This is a genomic window from Streptomyces noursei ATCC 11455, assembly GCF_001704275.1.
Taxonomy (GTDB): Bacteria; Actinomycetota; Actinomycetes; order Streptomycetales; family Streptomycetaceae; genus Streptomyces; species Streptomyces noursei.
This window is the reverse complement of the sequence record NZ_CP011533.1, coordinates 320,580-336,466: the sequence shown is the minus strand read 5'-3', so window position 1 is coordinate 336,466 and position 15,887 is coordinate 320,580. Positions and strand designations below refer to the sequence as shown.

Genomic DNA, 15,887 nt, shown 5'->3' with positions numbered 1-15,887 from the left:
CCGACCGTCAGCCCCTACGACAACCCGACTTCAACGTCAGTAGAGGACCCGTCCCTCGTGATCCTTGACACCCAGTCCGTGCGTGCGGCCGCGGGTGTCCCGAAGAGCACGACGGGGCTGGATGCCAACAAGAAGGTGTCGGGCCGCAAGCGGGGGCTGGCTGTGGACGTGCTGGGGCTGGTTGTCGGCGTCGTGGTGCTGGCCGCGTCCGCCCACGACAACACGGCCGGCATAGCCCTGCTCGACCAGGCCGCCGAACGGTGCGGGAACCGGCTGGAGAAGGCCCTGGTGGACCAGGGCTTCAAGGACCAAGTCGTCATCCACGGCGCGTTGATGGACATCGACGTCGAGGTCGTCCGCCGCAACCCCGAAGATCAGAGCAAAGGCTTCGTCCCGCAGCCCAAGCGGTGGATCGTGGAGCAGGTCAACGGCACGTTGATGCTGCACCGGCGCCTGGCTCGTGAGTACGACCACCGCCCCGACACCTCCGCCTCGCGCGTCTACTGGGTCTCCATCGCGAACATGACCCGTCGTCTCACCACACCGAGTCCCACCTGGCGCGACGCCCTTGAGCTGGCCGCGTGAACGTCATCGAGCTGCTGGCCAACCTCCAGGTCCAGCACGACGAGACCACGGCCCGGTCCGGTGAACTACGCGACCAGATCGAGCACTTGACCGCCGCCTTGGCCGAGACCGAAGCTCGACTCGCGGACCTGACCACCACCCAGAAGGTCATCGCCGAACTCGCATCGGCTGGAGACGAACCTGAACCGCCCGAGGTTGCCACCGCCTATCAGGCCATCGTGAACGCTTTCAACGAGCATCCCGGCCGGGCATTCAGAGCCCGTGAGCTGCACGAACTCCTCGGTATGCCCACCCATGAGGCGGCTGTCAACTTCACTCGCAGCCGCCTCGGACGCCTTACCCGCCAAGGCTTCCTCACCCAGCCCGGACGAGGCCGCTACCAGAAACGGACTTAACGTCCACTCAGTTCGCCGAGAACCTGACCGACCGGCAGGCTGCCGCGATGGCCGTCCGTGCGATCGATTGGAAGTACGCGATCGGGGCGGAGTTGACCGATGCCGGCTTCGACCCCAGCGTGCTGGCCCGCTTCCGCGGTCGGTTGGCCGGGCACGGCCTGGAGCGACTGGTGTTCGACCGGCTGGTGGACCACTGCCGCGATGCCGCCCTGGTCGGTGCCGGTGGCAAACAGCGCACCGACTCCACCCATGTCATCTCCGCGGTGCGGGATCTGAATCGGCTGGAGCTGGCCGGGGAGAGCGTGCGGGCCGCGCTGGAGGCGCTGGCGGTCGCGGCCCCGACCTGGCTGGCCAGCCAGATCAATGTCGCCGAGTTCGCCCACCGCTACGGACCGAGGATCAACGGCTGGACCATGCCCTCGTCCCAGACCAAACGGGACCACCTGGCGCAGCTGTTCGCACAGGACGGCTACGCGATCGTGCGGGCGGCATCACCATGATCACCCCGCTGATGGCCGACCACTCCCCGCAAGCCAAGGCCGGTGCCGGATACGCCAAGGGTGAGTTCCGCATCGACTGGAAGTCCCGAACCGTCTGCTGTCCCGAAGGATCCACCAGCATCGGCTGGCATCCCGTCACCCAGCACGGACACGACGCCATCGTCGTCGAGTTCGACCGATGGGACTGCCGGGCCTGCCCCGCACAGAAACGATGCACCACCTCGGCCCGCGGCTCCCGCATGCTCACCCTCCGCCCGAAAGAAGGCTCTCCTGCCGTATGTGTGGGTGCTGTGAGCTGGGCTGATGCGTGAAACACGCCGTTCTCTGCCAGGCTTGAGGTGTCTAGCAACAAGTCTGATCTTGCAGAGAAACGGCGTGTCTGTCTTCAGCATATGGAAGAGAACTCTGACGGTCGAAAACACCGTGGTCGAGGGGATCCGCTTCGACGAGAGCGAACAGTGTGTGATCGTGTCGGTACGACCCGATGCGCGGAGTCGGCAGCGGTGTGGGATCTGCCGCAGACCGGCTGCCCGGTATGACGCCGGCCGGGGGCGTCGGCGGTGGCGGGATCTGGATCATGGTGCGGTGCGGGTGTTCCTGGAGGCTGATGCACCGCGGGTGGGATGCCACATCCACGGTTCCGTCGTGGCCTGGGTGCCGTGGGCCAGACACGGTGCCGGCCACACCCTGGCCTTCGATCAGCAGGCTGCCTGGATGGCCGCCGAGTGCTCGAAGACGGCAACAGCCGCACTGATGCGGATCTCCTGGCGGACGGCCGGGGCGATCGTGGCCCGGTTCGTCGCCGACCGGGACCGCGATGTGGACCGACTGGCAGGACTACGGCGGATCGGTATCGACGAGATCTCCCACCGCCGGGGGCAGAAGTACATGACAGTCGTGGTCTGCCACGACACTGGCCGGGTGGTGTGGATGGCCGACGGCCACGGCAAACACGTCCTGCACCGCTTCTTCGACGGCCTTGGCCCCGGCAGGACCGGACGCCTGATCGATATCAGCGCCGATGGCGCCGGCTGGATCGCCGGCGTGCTGGCCGAACGCGCCCCACACGCCAGGCGCGTGATGGACCCCTTCCACGTGGTCGCCTGGGCCACCACCGCCCTGGACGCCGAGCGCCGGACGGCCTGGAACCGGGCCCGCCACAGCCTCGGCGACCGGGAGACGGCCCGCGCACTGAAGGACTCCCGCTTCGCGTTGTGGAAGAACTCCGATGACCTCACCGACCGGCAGGCCGCGAAACTCGCCTGGATCGCCGCCACCGACCCCCAACTCCACCGCGCCTGGCGCCTGAAAGAAGCCCTCCGGACCGTGTTCACCCTGGCCAAGTCCCGCCCCACCGCCGCCCTCAAAGCCCTGGACCGCTGGATCGCCTGGGCCCGACGCTGCCGCATCCCCACCTTCGTCGACCTCCAACGCAAGATCATGCGCCACTACGACGCCATCCGCGCCGCGCTGACCACCGGCATGAGCAACGGACTGATCGAGTCCACCAATACCAAGACTCGCCTGATCATCCGACGCGGCTTCGGCTTCCACACCGCCAACGCCATCATCGCCCTCGTCATGCTCACCCTGGGCGGACCACGACCACAACTCCCAGGCCGCCAACTCGCCACAGAATGACCCACACATACGACAGGAGAGCCCGAAAGAAGCCCACGACACCCTCACCCGAGCCCGCACCGAACAGAAGACCAAGACCTGGAAGGACACATACGCGCTGAGGGCGGGCATCGAGGGCACGATCAACCAGACCCTGGACGTCACCGGCCTGCGTAGGGCCCGCTACCGCGGCCTGCCGAAAGTCCGCCTCCAGCACGCCTTCTCCGCCACCGCAATCAACGTGGTGCGGCTGGACGCCTACTGGACCGACCACCCCCTCGGCCGCCAACGCACCAGCCGCCTCGAACGCCTCGCCTACCAACTCACCACATAGACCTCACCAATTGCGCAGCAGAGTCGCCCTGACAGGACCCCGAAGGAGCCACCCGCCACAGATCCCCAGACTCAACCATGCCCCATCAACGAGAAGAGCAACTGAACAGTTCCGACTCAATAATTTTCAACAGTTCCAGCTCAATAACAAAAGGACGTTCCACCGCTATGAGCGGAGGCCCAACATGCTGACAGCCGTGCTGATAGTGCTAGCGGCCTGCGCCTTGGTGTGGGCAACGTTACTGCTTGTGCAAAAAATGTGTCCGCCCATTCGGCGGGCACCACATAACGACGTTCTCGGTTTCGTCTACGCGGTGGTGGGCGTGCTCTACGCGATGGTTCTCGCATTTATGGTGATCGTCGTCTGGGAGAACACCGGAGCAGCGCAGCAAACTGTCTACTCAGAGATGGTGGCGCTGCGTCAAATCCATGACCTGGCTGCCGCTCTGCCCGCAGGTCCAGGTGCCAAGGTCATCACCGAGGAGCGGGCCTATGTCGATTCGGTCATCACTCACGAATGGCCGAACCTAGACCACGGCGTCGAACCCAAAACCGAGGAGCACGCCGCTAAATTGCGAGCAGCGATATTGCGTATTGACCCAGGAAACAATCCCCAACAGCAAACAATATATACACACTTGTTAGACCGACAGCATGATTGGCTGCAGGCCCGCCGAGAGCGGATCGAACGGGCCAAAGAGGGCATCAAGCCGGCCTTCTGGTGGTTTATGGTCATCGGCGCAGTGCTGACCATCGGCTACATCTACTTTTTCGGGCTCACCCGAACATGGCCACACCTGATCATCACCCTGATCCCGACGATAATGATCGTGGGAATGCTAGTGCTGGTCTGGGATGCCTCCAAACCCTTCCACGGAATGATCTCCATAAGCCCTGAACCATTCAAGACCATGCTCACAAGCTGGCAATAAAACATCCGCCACGAGCCCACAACCAAACAGTCCGAAACAGCAAGACTCCAGACACACAGCCCGTGAGCCTTTTCCAACCTCAGGTTGTGGTGTTGAGGGTCAGGGTGAGGAGGGCCTTGACCCTTGATCCTGGACACGCGAGACACTGGATCCTGAGGATCTGAGAACGGGCATCTCGTGGTCATGAAGAACTATCCGCCGCAGTTCAAGGTGGACGCGGTCGCGTTGTACCAGTCGCGGCCCGGGGCGACGATCCGGCAGGTCGCTGCCGATCTGGGGATCAATCCCGAGACCTTGCGGAACTGGGTCCGGGCAGCTGGCGCGAGCCGGCCGCGGGGGCGGCGGGCGGAGGTGCCGACCGAGCCGCCGACGCCGTTGGAGGCGGAGAACGCCGCTCTGCGGAAGAAGGTCCGCGAGTTGGAGGAGGAACGCGAGATCCTGCGCAAGGCGGCGAAGTATTTCGCCGGGGAGACGCGCTGGTGAACCGCTTCCAGTTCGTTGCCGACCACCAGCGCCGCTACGGCGTGAAGCGGCTGTGCACCATCCTCGGCATCGCCCGTTCCAGTTTCTACTACTGGCGTCGGACGGCCGCGGATCGGGCCGCCCGGGCGGCGGCCGACGCTCGCCTCGCCGTCCGGATACGGGCCGTGCACCGTGAGTCGGACGGCACCTATGGCGTCCCCAGGATCACCGCCGAGCTCCGCGAGGCGGGTGAGCGCGTCAACCACAAGCGGATCGCGCGGGTGATGCGCAGCATCGGCCTGGCAGGCGTGCGGCTGCGTCGCAGGCATCGCACCACTGTCGCGGACCCGGCCGCGGCGAAGGCCCCGGACCTCATCGGCCGCGACTTCACGGCAAGCGAGCCGAACACGAAGTACGTCGGCGACATTACCTATCTCCCGCTGGACGGCGGGAAGTTCCTGTATTTGGCCACTGTCATCGACCTCGCCTCACGCCGCCTGGTCGGCTGGGCGATCGCGGACCGCATGCGCACCGACCTCGTCACCGACGCCCTGGCCGCCGCCGAACATACCCGCGGCAGCCTCGCCGGAGCGGTCATGCACACCGACCACGGCGCCCAGTACACCAGCCGAGCCTTCGCCGACGCCTGCCGCCAAGCCGGCGTCCGCCAGTCCATGAGCGCCATCGGCTCCAGCGCGGACAACGCGCTCGCCGAGTCCTTCAACGCAACGTTCAAACGCGAAACACTCCAGGGCCGCAGGACCTGGTCCAGTGAACGCGAGGCTCGCCTCGACGCGTTCCGCTGGCTCAACCGCTACAACACCCGACGCCGTCACTCCCGCCTCGGACAACGCAGCCCGATCGCCTACGAGACAGCCTCCGAAACAACATCAACTACGCCGACACCAGCCGCATAACCCGTGTCCAGGATTCAGGGTCAAGGCCCAACCAACCCGAATGCTGACTGGACGATGCGGCCGTGAGGGTTATTCACTGGCCCGGTTTTCTTGATCACGAAGGCGGCCCTGCTCGGTAGGCTGATGTCTGCGACAACGTCAGTTTTCTACCGGGGCAGGGCCGTTGGGCTGGAACGTTACGACAGGACTGGACGCGGATCAACTTGATGGACTGGTGGCGGAGGTTCACCAGGTACTCGTAGAGGATCCGAGCCCCGCTGTGAGGCCGTCACGGATGTGGGCGTTGGGCCTGTACAAGTCGGTGGTCCTCGTGTTGTTCCTGCTGCGCCAGAACCCCGTCCAGGAGGCGGCAGCCGAGCTGTTTGGGATCTCCCAAGCCACTGTCTCACGGCGCTGGACGGGCCTGCTCCCCGTGGTGGAGAAGGTCCTGAACAGTTATGTTCCCGACCCGACCGAGGTCTCGCAGGGGCGGATCGTACTCATCGACGGCACCCTGATCCCTACCTGGGACTGGGCGAGGGAGGGCACCTCGATGTTCTCCGGCAAGCACCGCGACACCGGCTTCAACCTGCAGATCGCCGCCACACTTGCCGGGGACCTGCTCGCAGTGTCCGAGCCCGTGCCCGGAAGCCGGCACGATACCCATGCCTGGCGACAGTCAACTTTCCCCGAGGCGTTCGCCGCCCGTGAGAACATCGGCGACCTCGGCCACGTCGGGACCAGCCTGCTCACAGGCCAACGCAAGCCACCCGGCCGCGAACGCTCCGTGGGAGACAAGGTGGCCAACCAGTCCATCAACACCCTCCGCGCTGCAGTCGAACGCGCGATTGCACACCTGAAGGACTGGAAGATCCTCGCCACCCGCTACCGCGGCCCCCTCACCCGCTTCCCCAACATCGTCCGCACCGTCACCGCCCTCACCTTCTACAAGAAGGGCTGGTGAAAGCCCGTGAATGTGAATAACCCTCCAAGACCGTCACCGCCCTCGCTTTCTACAAGAAAGGCTGGTGAAACACCGTGAATAGACCTCCATCCATGCCATCCTCACCCTGACCCTCAACACCCCAACCTGAGGCTGGAAAAGGCTCAATGCAAAAATGAGAGGAAGAACCTCATGCAGCATCTATCTACCGTGGGGGGCGCTCTGGCAGTGGCGCAGTTAACCGTGTCCGGCTTCATCAGTCTTCCCACATCAACCCCTGGTTCGTTCCGCAGCAATGAGACTGCGGACCATACCATAGAAGCGCCAACCATGCATGGTATTAATCCTTTTCTAGACACGGCCAACCTGCAACTTACCCTTACGCCGGAAGAAAAGGTGGCGGATAGCGGTAAGCCTGTTACCTACAAACTTCAGATTCATAGCATCGGCACGAAAGACGCCACCACCGTCAAAATCTCCGGTAAACTTACGCTACCGATCGGCCGTAGCAGCCTGCAGAGCAACACTAAAATCTCTGCCGTGCTGACGCCTCCGGGCTCCGGATGGCACTGCAATGGAGACGGGACATCCCATTTCGAGTGCGGGATCGATACCTTAGCCGCAAACACAGACGCGTCGCTCGATGTGCAGATTGACACTACGTGGGACCAGGTCCTGAGCGATGTGCCCATGCAGGTGGAAGCCTCCGCCGCCAACCTTGATCCATCTAACCCCATGCCGACCGCACAAGGCACGATTGTGTTACGAGGAGCTGCTGGTGGTGTAATTGGTGTTAACCATGACATGTCTGGCACGGGAAGCCCTACGCGCACTTCATGGTCGTCTATGACCTTCCCAATCACAATTCACTCATCACCAGTTGTAGATGGATGGTTCTTTGCCCGGCAATTCGCCATTGGCGATAAACATGGCGGGTATGTCGGACTACAACCAACAGCGGACGGCAAGCAGCGAGGAGTGTTTTCCATCTGGGGAGCAGAAGCCAAGATCGCGGATAACCAAAACTGCCATTCCGGGGCTGATAACGATCCGGGGGTGAGCTGCGGGCTGAGGGGTGTGGACCTAGTATACGGCCACCCTTATAACCTTACCGTGAAACAGGACCCTATCGCCGATGGTGATATGATGGCAACCTGGCGGGGTTTTGTCCAAGATGGAGATGAACCTACATCTATACCCCTACAGATAGGCGCCTGGAGCGTTCCCGTGACCTGGGGCGAACTCACCAGCCATATAGGCGGATTCGTGGAGCAATTCGGCGGAGAATTGGAAAGGTGTGAGCAAATTCCACACGTAGACGTCACTTTCGGGGCACCCGAAGCGGTAGACAGTACTGCGAAAATTTCTGACGTTGGGGACTACGGAGTGTGCAAGGGGAAGGTGAATTACCACGGCGAGGCAAACGGTGCGGATCAAAGAGTATCCCTTGGCCCAAGTCAGAGTACGGACGAGTAAGCAGGAGGGGAAATCCAGGACTGATTCATATTGATCCGAAGCGGTTCGGGTTCTGGGTCGTTGGAGGGATGAGGAACTGGCGAGGCTGCGGGCGGAGAACGGCCGGCTGCGCAAGGCCGATAAGGAGTGGGAACTCGAGCGGGAGATCCTGCGCCGGGCGGCCCAATATTTCGCGAAGGAGATGAGGGCATGACCGGAGGGTTATTCACGTAGGCCTCACCAGCCTCTTGTGTAGAAGGTGAGGGCGGTGACGGTCTTGACGATGTCGGGGAAGCGGGTGAGGGGGCCGCGGTAGCGGGTGGCGAGAATCTTCCAGTTCTTCAGGTGCGCGATGGCCCGTTCGACTGCGGCTCGGAGCGTGTTGACGGAGCGGTTGGCTCTCTTGTCTCCGGCGGATCGTTCCTGGCCGGGCGGCTTGCGCCTGGGGGTGAACAGTCAGGAGCCGGCGTAGCCCAGGTCGCCTATGCCCTCGCGTTCGGCGAAGGCCTCGGGGAAGTGGGACTGGCGCCAGGCGTGCATGTCGTGCCGGCTGCCGGGCACCGGCGCGGAGACCGCGAGCAGGTCGCCGGCGAGAGTGGCGGCGATCTGCAGGTTGAAGCCGGTGTCGCGGTGCTTGCCGGAGAACATCGTGGTGCCCTCGCTGGACCAGTCCCACGTCGTGACCAAGGTGCCATCCACGAGTACGATCCGGCCGGCAGAGGCCTCGGTGGGATCGGGAACGTGCGTGGCCAGGACCTTCTCCACCATCGGCAGCAGGGCCGTCCACCTCCTGGAGACGGTGGCCTGGGAGATCCCGAACAACTCGGCGGCCACCTCCTGCACCGGGTTCTGCCGCAGCAGGAACAGCACCAACACCACCGACTTGTACAGGCCCAGCGCCCACATCCGCCCCGGCATCACCGGCGGATCCGGATCCTGCACGAGCTCTTGGTGAACTCGTGCGACCAGCCCGTCAAGTTGCTCGGTGTCCAGTCCTGTCGTAATGTTCCAGCTCAACGGCCCTGCCACGGTAGTTAACTGACGCTCTCTCAAACGTCACGCTACCGAGCAGGGCCGTCCTCGTGATCAAGAACGATGGTTGAAACCCCCGTGAATAGGCCTCCCGGCCGCTGGAACTTCATCTCCGCCCACCGCGCCGGCTTCGGCGTGCAGCGGATATGCCGGGTCCTTGGGGTCCCGTCGGGCTACTACCGGTGGCTCGCTGGGGCGAAGGCCCGCGAAGAGCGGCAGGCTACCGACGGGCCTTGGTCGCGGAGATCCGCGAGATCCACACTGACCACAAGGGCACGTACGGAGTTCGCCGCGTCCACGCCGAGCTGCGGGGCTTCGGGCACTGAGGAGCCCCGAAGTTCTCGGACAGCGGTCCCCATAGGATCGAAGTCCAGAACGACGGAGAGAGCACGTGGCACAGAAGCGTAGGAAGTTCAGTCCCGAATTTCGGGACGAGGCGGTCAAGATGGTGGTTGTGGAGTCCCGCCCGATCGCTGAGGTCGCCCGAGAGATACAGGTGAACGAGGGAACGCTGGGCACCTGGGTCAGCCGGTACCGGCAAGAGCACGCCGGTGAGGAGCCCCCGTTGAACATCAGCGAACGTGCCCGCCTTCGCGAATTGGAACGTGAGAACCGGGAACTCCGTATGAAGACCGAGTTCCTGGGAAAAGCTGCGGCCTTCTTCGCCCAGGAATACCGGTGACGGAGAAGTACGAGTTCATCGACGGCGAGTCTGACAACTTTCCCGTGCAGCAGATGTGCGCCTGGGCGGGAGTGTCCACGTCGGGCTTTTACCATTGGAGATCGAGGCCATTGTCGGCCACGGCGAAGCGCCGTGCAGAACTGAAGACCGTCATCCTCCAGGTCTTCTCTGACTCGCAAGAGACCTACGGCTACCGGCGTGTCCACGCCGCGCTCCGGCGAATGAACGTGCAGGCCGGAGCGGAACTGGTCCGCGCGCTGATGCGCGAGCTCGGTCTGGTGCCGTGCCAGCCGCGGCCCTGGCGGGCGACCACGGTCGCCGATGATGCGGCGCCGGCCACGCCAGACCTTCTGGCCCGTGACTTCACCGCTGACGCTCCCGGGCGCAAACTGGTCAGCGATATCACCTACGTTCACACCTGGGCGGGGTTCCTTTATCTCGCAACCGTCATCGACTGCCACACCAAAGCTGTGGTCGGCTGGGCGATGGCCGACCACATGAAGACCTCTCTCATATCGGATGCACTCGATATGGCGGCCCGGAACATCGGCCTCGCCGAAGGCTGCATATTTCATTCCGATCGCGGCAGTCAATACACGTCTCGGGAACTTCGTCGTAAGCTCGGCTCGTTGGGCCTGCGAGCTTCGGTCGGCCGCACCGGTGTCTGTTGGGACAATGCGATGGCTGAATCCTTCTTCGGCGCCCTCAAAAACGAACTCGTGCACCGAACTACGTTCCCAACACTCGCACATGCCCACCGGGCGATCGTTCGCTACATCGAGATGTTCTACAATCGAAAACGCCTCCACTCCGGACTCGGCTACAAGACCCCCGCAGAAGTCCACGCCGAGTACGAGGAGTTGCAGGCAGTGACATAAGGAAAACCTTCAATACCGCTATCCGAGAAGCGCAGGGCCCCTCAGTCGTCCTGAACTGGAGCCCCGATGTGCCGTCAGTCTGCCACTGTTTGCTTGGTCAAGTCCGTTCCGTTGTTGGGGTGTTTGTCCATCCCCTCTGTGTGTGGAGGGTTTCGTTAAGCAGCTTGGGGCTGCTGTTCCCTGGCGTGGTGTCGGTTTTCGTAGTCGATGGGTGACAGCCAGTCGCAGGCAGAGTGCCTGCGGTGCGGGTTGTACCAGTCGGTGATCCAGGTCGCGATCTTGATGCGGGCCTCGGCCCGGGTGCGGAAAGGGTGCCGGTGGATGTACTCGACCTTCAGCGTCGAGTTCGTTGCCTCGGCGACCGCGTTGTCCAGGGCGGATCCGACGCGCCCCATGGACTGCACCACGCCCAGGCGACCACAGGCGTCCCCGAAGGTCTTGGACGTGTATTCGCTGCCGCGGTCGGTGTGGAACACGATGCCGGCCACATCACCGCCGCGGGTCGCGGCGGCCATGTTCAAGGCGGCGACCACGAGTTCGGTGTCGTGGTGGGCGTCCGTCGCGTAGCCGAGCAGGCGGCGGGAGTGCAGGTCGATGACGGTGGCCAGGTAGAGCTTGCCCTCGTCGGTGACGATCTCGGTCATGTCGCCGCACCAGGCGACATCCGGTGCCGGCGCGGTGAACTTCCGCTGGACCAAGTCCGGCGCGACCGGTCGTTTGCCCTGCCGGGTCAGCGACCGCCGGCGCTTTGGGACGCGGCCAGGCCGAGCTCGGCCATCAACGTCGCGACCGTGTTCTTCGACACCCGCCAGCCACGCTCGCGCAGCTCAACGTGGACTCGCGGGGAGCCGTAAGTGCCGCCGGAGGCATCGAAAGACCTCACGGATCGCCAGGGCGAGGTCTGCGCGACGCTCATCGCATGCGGATAGTGTGCGTCCCAGCCACTTGTAGAACCAGGACTGCGAAACCTCAAGGGCCCGGCAGGAGACGGCGTGCGGCACCCGGTGGCTGGCCCTCTGGTCGGCGATGAACTCCGCACCCCTCACTTCGTCGCCTCCTTCACCCACAGGACCACCGATCGCTTGAGGACATCACGCTCCATCCGCAGCTCGTGAATCTCCCGGCGCAGCCGCGCGAGCTCGGCCCGCTCATCGGGGTCCAAGCCAGCCCGGGCGGCCTCCTTCTCCCGCGAAATCCACGTCGCCAACGTGCCCTCGTTGATCCCCAGATCCCTCGCGACCTGCGCCACCGGCTTCCCCGTCTCACGGACAATCCGAACGGCCCCGGCCCGGAACTCCGCGTCGTACCTCTTGCATATCTCTGACATCAAACTTCCCCATAGCGGACATCTCCACACTACGAGGGGAAGCGCAACCCGACCACTACCAACAGTTCAACCGCGACCACGCCCGCCTCCGAGCACCCGGCGAACGTGCCTTCGCCCAACTCAAAACCTGGCACATCCTGCGCCGGGCACACTGTTCAACCAACCGCATCACACGCATCGTCACAGTCGTCCACACACTGCTGACCTGCGCAAATGCAGGATGAAAAACCCTCACTGACCACCTTGAGCCCCGGAAGGATTCACTATGGCACTCAAACGTCCACACCAGCACCGCAATGCCAAGCGCCATCTCGCTGTTAACCCGGTCTTCAGCCGGCAGCCGGTCCACGTCCCCCGGTACGAGCTGCCGGCCGACGGCATGGACCCCGACACCGCCTACCAGATCGTCCACGACGAACTCATGCTGGACGGCAACGCCCGGCTCAACCTCGCCACCTTCGTGAGCACCTGGGCCGAGCCGCAGGCCCAGCGGCTGATGGCCGAGTGCGCCGAGAAGAACATGATCGACAAGGACGAGTACCCGCAGACCGCCGAGATCGAGGCGCGCTGCGTGCACATGCTCGCCGACCTGTGGCACGCCCCCGACTCCCATGCCGCGGTGGGCTGTTCGACGACCGGGTCCAGCGAGGCGGCGATGCTCGCCGGGCTGGCGCTCAAGCGCCGCTGGCAGCAGCGCCGGCGCGCCGAGGGCAGGTCCACCGAGCGCCCCAACATGGTGATGGGCATCAACGTCCAGATCTGCTGGGAGAAGTTCGCCAACTACTTCGAGGTCGAGCCGCGCTACGTGCCCATGGAGGGCGACCGGTTCATCCTCTCCCCGGAGCGGGCCGTCGAGCTCTGCGACGAGAACACCATCGGGGTCGTCGCCGTCCTCGGCTCCACCTTCGACGGCGCCTACGAACCGGTCGCCGAGATCTCCGCGGCCCTCGACGACCTCCAGGAGCGCACCGGCATCGACGTCCCGCTGCACGTCGACGGCGCCTCCGGCGCGATGATCGCGCCCTTCCTCGACCCCGAACTCGTCTGGGACTTCCGGCTCCCGCGGGTCGCCTCCATCAACACCTCGGGCCACAAGTACGGCCTGGTGATGCCCGGTGTCGGCTGGGCCCTGTGGCGGGACGCCGACGCGCTCCCCGAGGACCTGGTCTTCCACGTCAACTACCTCGGCGGCGACATGCCGACCTTCGCGCTGAACTTCTCCCGGCCCGGCGCCCAAGTCATCGCCCAGTACTACAACTTCCTGCGCCTGGGCTTCGAGGGCTACCGCGCCGTCCAGCAGACCAGCCGGGACGTCGCCACCCGGATCGCCGCCGAGATCGCCGGGATGGGACCGTTCACGCTGCTCACCGACGGCAGCCAACTCCCCGTCTTCGCCTTCCGGACCAGCGACGACGTCACCAACTTCACCGTCTTCGACGTCTCCGCCGCGCTCCGCGAACGCGGCTGGCAGGTCCCCGCCTACACCTTCCCCGCCAACCGCACCGACCTCGCGGCCCTCCGCGTCGTCGTCCGCAACGACTGCGGCCACGACCTCGGCGACCTACTCCTCGAAGACTTACACCGCGCCCTGCCACGCCTGCACGCCCAACAGCACCCGCACCGCGACGCCACCGACGCCGGCGCATTCGCCCACGGCGCCGAAACCACACTCGAGGCTGCCGCATATTGATCCGAAACGCTATTGGTTCTCGGTGATGGTGTAGTGGACGTGGGGTCCGTGGAAGTAGCCGCGGGCGGTGTGGGGGAGGCGTTGGCGGCGGCGGAGGAAGCGCCGGCGAGGCGACCCCGGTGGTGTGGACACAGGGCCCCGGCGTTTGCCCGGCTCGTCCGACCTTGGGTCGGTTGATGTCGGTGGCGGGCCCCGGAAGCAGGCGAACACGGCCCCTGTGGATCATGGAGTTCTCTACGCTTCAAGATCCACGAAGGTGCCGTGTTCGTCCCACCATCATCCCCCATCCCTGCTCCTGTCTGCCCCGCACCCCGTCTGCAAGATCTGCGTGAGGGTGCTGCCCGGGATCAAGTCCGCAGCCTGGTCGCGGAGTTCGAGTCGCTCACCGATCCGCGCGGAGCCAGCGGGGTGCGTTACCGGCTCTCCTCCCTGCTGGCCCTGGCGGTCTGCGCGATGACGCCCGCGGGCCACGACTCGATCACTGCGGCAGCGGAGTGGTGCCGGCGTGCGGCACCCGAGGAACTGGCCGCCTTCGGCCTGCCCTACCACCCGCTCCTGGGCCGCTACCGGGTGCCGAGCGAGAAGACCCTGCGCAGCCTGCTGGGGCGCCTTGATCCTGCCGAGCTCAGCGCGGCCGGGTTCGCCTACCTGACGTCCCTGCTCTCCGACGAGCGCGCGCATCCCGCGCCGCTGATGCCCGACGGCGGCCAGGAACGCGAACAGCGCCGGGCTCACCAGGCTGCCGCCCAGACCGATCCGGTGCGCCAAAGGCGCAGGGCGATCGCGGTGGACGGCAACTGCCTGCGCGCCGCACGACGCCCTGACGGCAGCCGGGTCTTCGTGCTCTCCGCGGTCCGCCACGGCGACGGCATCACCCTCGCCTCCCGCGAGATCGGCGCGAAGACGGACGAAATCACCGAGTTCGCACCCCTGCTCGACCAGATCGCAGACGTGGACCTCGCCGGCGCGGTCATCACCGCCGATGCTCTCCACGCCCAGCACGCCCACGCCACCTACCTGCACGAACGTGGCGCCCACTACCTCCTCACGATCAAGAACAACCAGCGAGGTCAGGCCCGCCAACTCCACCGGCTGCCCTGGAAAGAGGTCCCCGTGATCCACCGTGACGACACCCGCGGCCACGGTCGCCACGAGCAGCGCCACGTACAGGTCGTCACCGTCGACGGCCTGCTCTTCCCCAACGCCCGTCAAGCCCTGCGCATCCAGCGCAGACGCCGCCTCTACGGGGCGAAGAAGTGGTCCAGCGAGACCGTCTACGCCATCACCGACCTGCCCGCTGAGCAGGCTGACGCGGCCGAGATCGCCGCCTGGGTTCGCGGGCACTGGACCGTGGAGAACACCGTCCACTGGGTACGTGATGTCGTCTTCGGTGAGGACAAGTCCCAGATCAGGACTCGCAATACGCCGGCCGTGCTCGCCGCCGTCCGCGACCTGATCCGCAGTGCACTCAAACTCGCCGGGGACGTCAACACCGCCGCCGGACGCCGAGCCCACACCGAACGCCACCGCGTCCTCGCCCTCTACGGCATCACACGATCAACCAGACATCCGAGGCAAACGCCGGGGTTCTGGAGGCAGGATGAATGAGGTTCACTGGTATTGAGGCTAATAGTTGACGGAATCGTAATCCCCACCTACCGTATCAGGATAGCCGAGTCGCCCGGTTCGACGAAAAGTAAGAAGCACGGAATGAACATGCAGGCCATCACAGCCTGAGACAGTACACCGCTGCGGTTCTCCCGCAATGCCAGGCCTGACTCGAATCTCCTAAGAGACCCGCGCCCACTACGCACCCAGAAGCCCACATAGGCAACTGTACCCTTCTTGACCACTCATGGGCCGGGCTTGCCAAAGCGCCGACGCCATCATCCACCCACCACGCGTCCCAGGCCACCTAAAACATCTACACTTGACCTAGAATTGCGCAAGTCGAAATTGACCTACCTGGAAACATTTGACGACCAATTACACATCTCGAGAATCTTGGCGAGAGGCATTCATAATGGAAAACAAGAATCACCCCCTAGCGAAGCGATTAGTCTCCACGCTTGTCGTGGCAGCCGTCCTTGCCGGACCCACGCAAGCCGCATGCGCAGCCGCGGGCGTGGACCGTCAGTCTGTACGCACGGCAACGGA

Annotated in this window: 14 protein-coding genes and 5 pseudogenes; 15 read left to right on the top strand and 4 right to left on the bottom strand. The window is 64.5% G+C overall.

Features of this window, described 5'->3' with window-relative positions; genetic code table 11:
- Nucleotides 1-30: 30 nt before the first annotated feature.
- From SNOUR_RS01475 to SNOUR_RS45920, 10 genes and pseudogenes are all read left to right on the top strand, one after another.
- Nucleotides 31-585: pseudogene (locus tag SNOUR_RS01475) on the top strand (transposase); the annotation flags it as partial.
- Nucleotides 582-980: a hypothetical protein gene (locus SNOUR_RS01470; RefSeq protein WP_174717826.1), complete on the top strand. Its 399-nt coding sequence runs from the start codon at nucleotides 582-584 to the stop codon at nucleotides 978-980. The pseudogene SNOUR_RS01475 and the gene SNOUR_RS01470, both read left to right, overlap by 4 nt.
- Nucleotides 981-1,000: 20 nt before the next feature.
- A pseudogene (locus SNOUR_RS45135) lies at nucleotides 1,001-1,480 on the top strand (transposase); the annotation flags it as partial.
- Complete coding sequence (locus tag SNOUR_RS45130) at nucleotides 1,477-1,791, top strand: transposase (protein ID WP_067343154.1); 315 nt, start codon at nucleotides 1,477-1,479, stop codon at nucleotides 1,789-1,791. The pseudogene SNOUR_RS45135 and the gene SNOUR_RS45130, both read left to right, overlap by 4 nt.
- A 64-nt stretch (nucleotides 1,792-1,855) precedes the next feature.
- Entirely contained in the window at nucleotides 1,856-3,121 is a 1,266-nt protein-coding gene (locus tag SNOUR_RS01455; RefSeq protein WP_067343125.1) for an ISL3 family transposase, read from the top strand.
- Between the two features lie 7 nt (nucleotides 3,122-3,128).
- A pseudogene (locus SNOUR_RS49100) lies at nucleotides 3,129-3,341 on the top strand (transposase); the annotation flags it as partial.
- Between the two features lie 277 nt (nucleotides 3,342-3,618).
- A complete protein-coding gene (locus tag SNOUR_RS42215) occupies nucleotides 3,619-4,365 on the top strand; it encodes a bestrophin-like domain (protein ID WP_079142032.1) in 747 nt (248 codons plus the stop codon).
- Between the two features lie 177 nt (nucleotides 4,366-4,542).
- Nucleotides 4,543-5,744, top strand: a protein-coding gene (locus tag SNOUR_RS01440) for an IS3 family transposase (RefSeq protein ID WP_376738490.1) whose coding sequence is annotated in 2 segments (ribosomal slippage) — nucleotides 4,543-4,828 and nucleotides 4,828-5,744 — 1,203 coding nt in all. Because the reading frame shifts where the segments join, the coding sequence is not laid out codon by codon here.
- Between the two features lie 259 nt (nucleotides 5,745-6,003).
- Complete coding sequence (locus SNOUR_RS01435) at nucleotides 6,004-6,687, top strand: transposase family protein (RefSeq protein ID WP_159425767.1); 684 nt, start codon at nucleotides 6,004-6,006, stop codon at nucleotides 6,685-6,687.
- A 171-nt stretch (nucleotides 6,688-6,858) separates the two neighbouring features.
- A complete protein-coding gene (locus SNOUR_RS45920; protein ID WP_159425766.1) occupies nucleotides 6,859-8,142 on the top strand; it encodes a DUF3472 domain-containing protein in 1,284 nt (427 codons plus the stop codon).
- Between the two features lie 216 nt (nucleotides 8,143-8,358).
- On the opposite strand, the pseudogene SNOUR_RS47785 reads toward SNOUR_RS45920, so the two are convergent.
- Nucleotides 8,359-9,027: pseudogene (locus tag SNOUR_RS47785) on the bottom strand (transposase).
- A gap of 272 nt (nucleotides 9,028-9,299) precedes the next feature.
- Here SNOUR_RS47785 and SNOUR_RS47780 point away from each other — a divergent pair.
- Entirely contained in the window at nucleotides 9,300-9,479 is a 180-nt protein-coding gene (locus tag SNOUR_RS47780) for an IS3 family transposase (protein ID WP_079142026.1), read from the top strand.
- 65 nt (nucleotides 9,480-9,544) lie between these two features.
- Nucleotides 9,545-10,713 (top strand): IS3 family transposase gene (locus SNOUR_RS01420; protein WP_099055635.1). Its coding sequence is split into 2 segments (ribosomal slippage): nucleotides 9,545-9,797 and nucleotides 9,797-10,713, totalling 1,170 coding nucleotides; the frame shifts between segments, so codons are not numbered across the junction.
- Between the two features lie 155 nt (nucleotides 10,714-10,868).
- Here the strand turns inward: SNOUR_RS01420 and SNOUR_RS47775 are convergent.
- The 3 genes from SNOUR_RS47775 to SNOUR_RS01410 all read right to left on the bottom strand — a co-directional run bounded on the left by SNOUR_RS47775 (nucleotide 10,869) and on the right by SNOUR_RS01410 (nucleotide 12,040).
- A complete protein-coding gene (locus SNOUR_RS47775; protein WP_312631599.1) occupies nucleotides 10,869-11,411 on the bottom strand; it encodes an IS3 family transposase in 543 nt (180 codons plus the stop codon).
- Nucleotides 11,412-11,443: 32 nt separating this feature from the next.
- Complete coding sequence (locus SNOUR_RS47770; RefSeq protein ID WP_312631597.1) at nucleotides 11,444-11,629, bottom strand: helix-turn-helix domain-containing protein; 186 nt, start codon at nucleotides 11,627-11,629, stop codon at nucleotides 11,444-11,446.
- 126 nt (nucleotides 11,630-11,755) lie between these two features.
- Entirely contained in the window at nucleotides 11,756-12,040 is a 285-nt protein-coding gene (locus tag SNOUR_RS01410) for a transposase (protein WP_067343144.1), read from the bottom strand.
- A 32-nt stretch (nucleotides 12,041-12,072) separates the two neighbouring features.
- On the opposite strand from SNOUR_RS01410, the pseudogene SNOUR_RS42200 reads away from it, so the two are divergent.
- The 3 genes and pseudogenes from SNOUR_RS42200 to SNOUR_RS01400 form a co-directional block, all read left to right on the top strand.
- Nucleotides 12,073-12,264: pseudogene (locus SNOUR_RS42200) on the top strand (transposase family protein); the annotation flags it as partial.
- Nucleotides 12,265-12,305: 41 nt separating this feature from the next.
- Nucleotides 12,306-13,730: a glutamate decarboxylase gene (gene gad / locus SNOUR_RS01405; RefSeq protein WP_067343146.1), complete on the top strand. Its 1,425-nt coding sequence runs from the start codon at nucleotides 12,306-12,308 to the stop codon at nucleotides 13,728-13,730.
- Between the two features lie 261 nt (nucleotides 13,731-13,991).
- Nucleotides 13,992-15,338 carry an ISAs1 family transposase gene (locus SNOUR_RS01400; protein WP_079142024.1) on the top strand — a complete coding sequence of 449 codons (1,347 nt, stop codon included), beginning with the start codon at nucleotides 13,992-13,994 and terminating at the stop codon, nucleotides 15,336-15,338.
- The last annotated feature ends 549 nt before the right edge of the window (nucleotides 15,339-15,887 follow it).

What these genes read in the sequence shown, in the direction of transcription:
- gad (WP_067343146.1), top strand. Translation starts at nt 12,306, where the DNA reads ATGGCACTCAAACGTCCACACCAGCACCGCAATGCCAAGCGCCATCTC.
- SNOUR_RS47770 (WP_312631597.1), bottom strand. Translation starts at nt 11,629, where the DNA reads ATGAGCGTCGCGCAGACCTCGCCCTGGCGATCCGTGAGGTCTTTCGAT.
- SNOUR_RS45920 (WP_159425766.1), top strand. Translation starts at nt 6,859, where the DNA reads ATGCAGCATCTATCTACCGTGGGGGGCGCTCTGGCAGTGGCGCAGTTA.
- SNOUR_RS42215 (WP_079142032.1), top strand. Translation starts at nt 3,619, where the DNA reads ATGCTGACAGCCGTGCTGATAGTGCTAGCGGCCTGCGCCTTGGTGTGG.
- SNOUR_RS01410 (WP_067343144.1), bottom strand. Translation starts at nt 12,040, where the DNA reads ATGTCAGAGATATGCAAGAGGTACGACGCGGAGTTCCGGGCCGGGGCC.
- SNOUR_RS47780 (WP_079142026.1), top strand. Translation starts at nt 9,300, where the DNA reads ATGCCGGGTCCTTGGGGTCCCGTCGGGCTACTACCGGTGGCTCGCTGG.
- SNOUR_RS45130 (WP_067343154.1), top strand. Translation starts at nt 1,477, where the DNA reads ATGATCACCCCGCTGATGGCCGACCACTCCCCGCAAGCCAAGGCCGGT.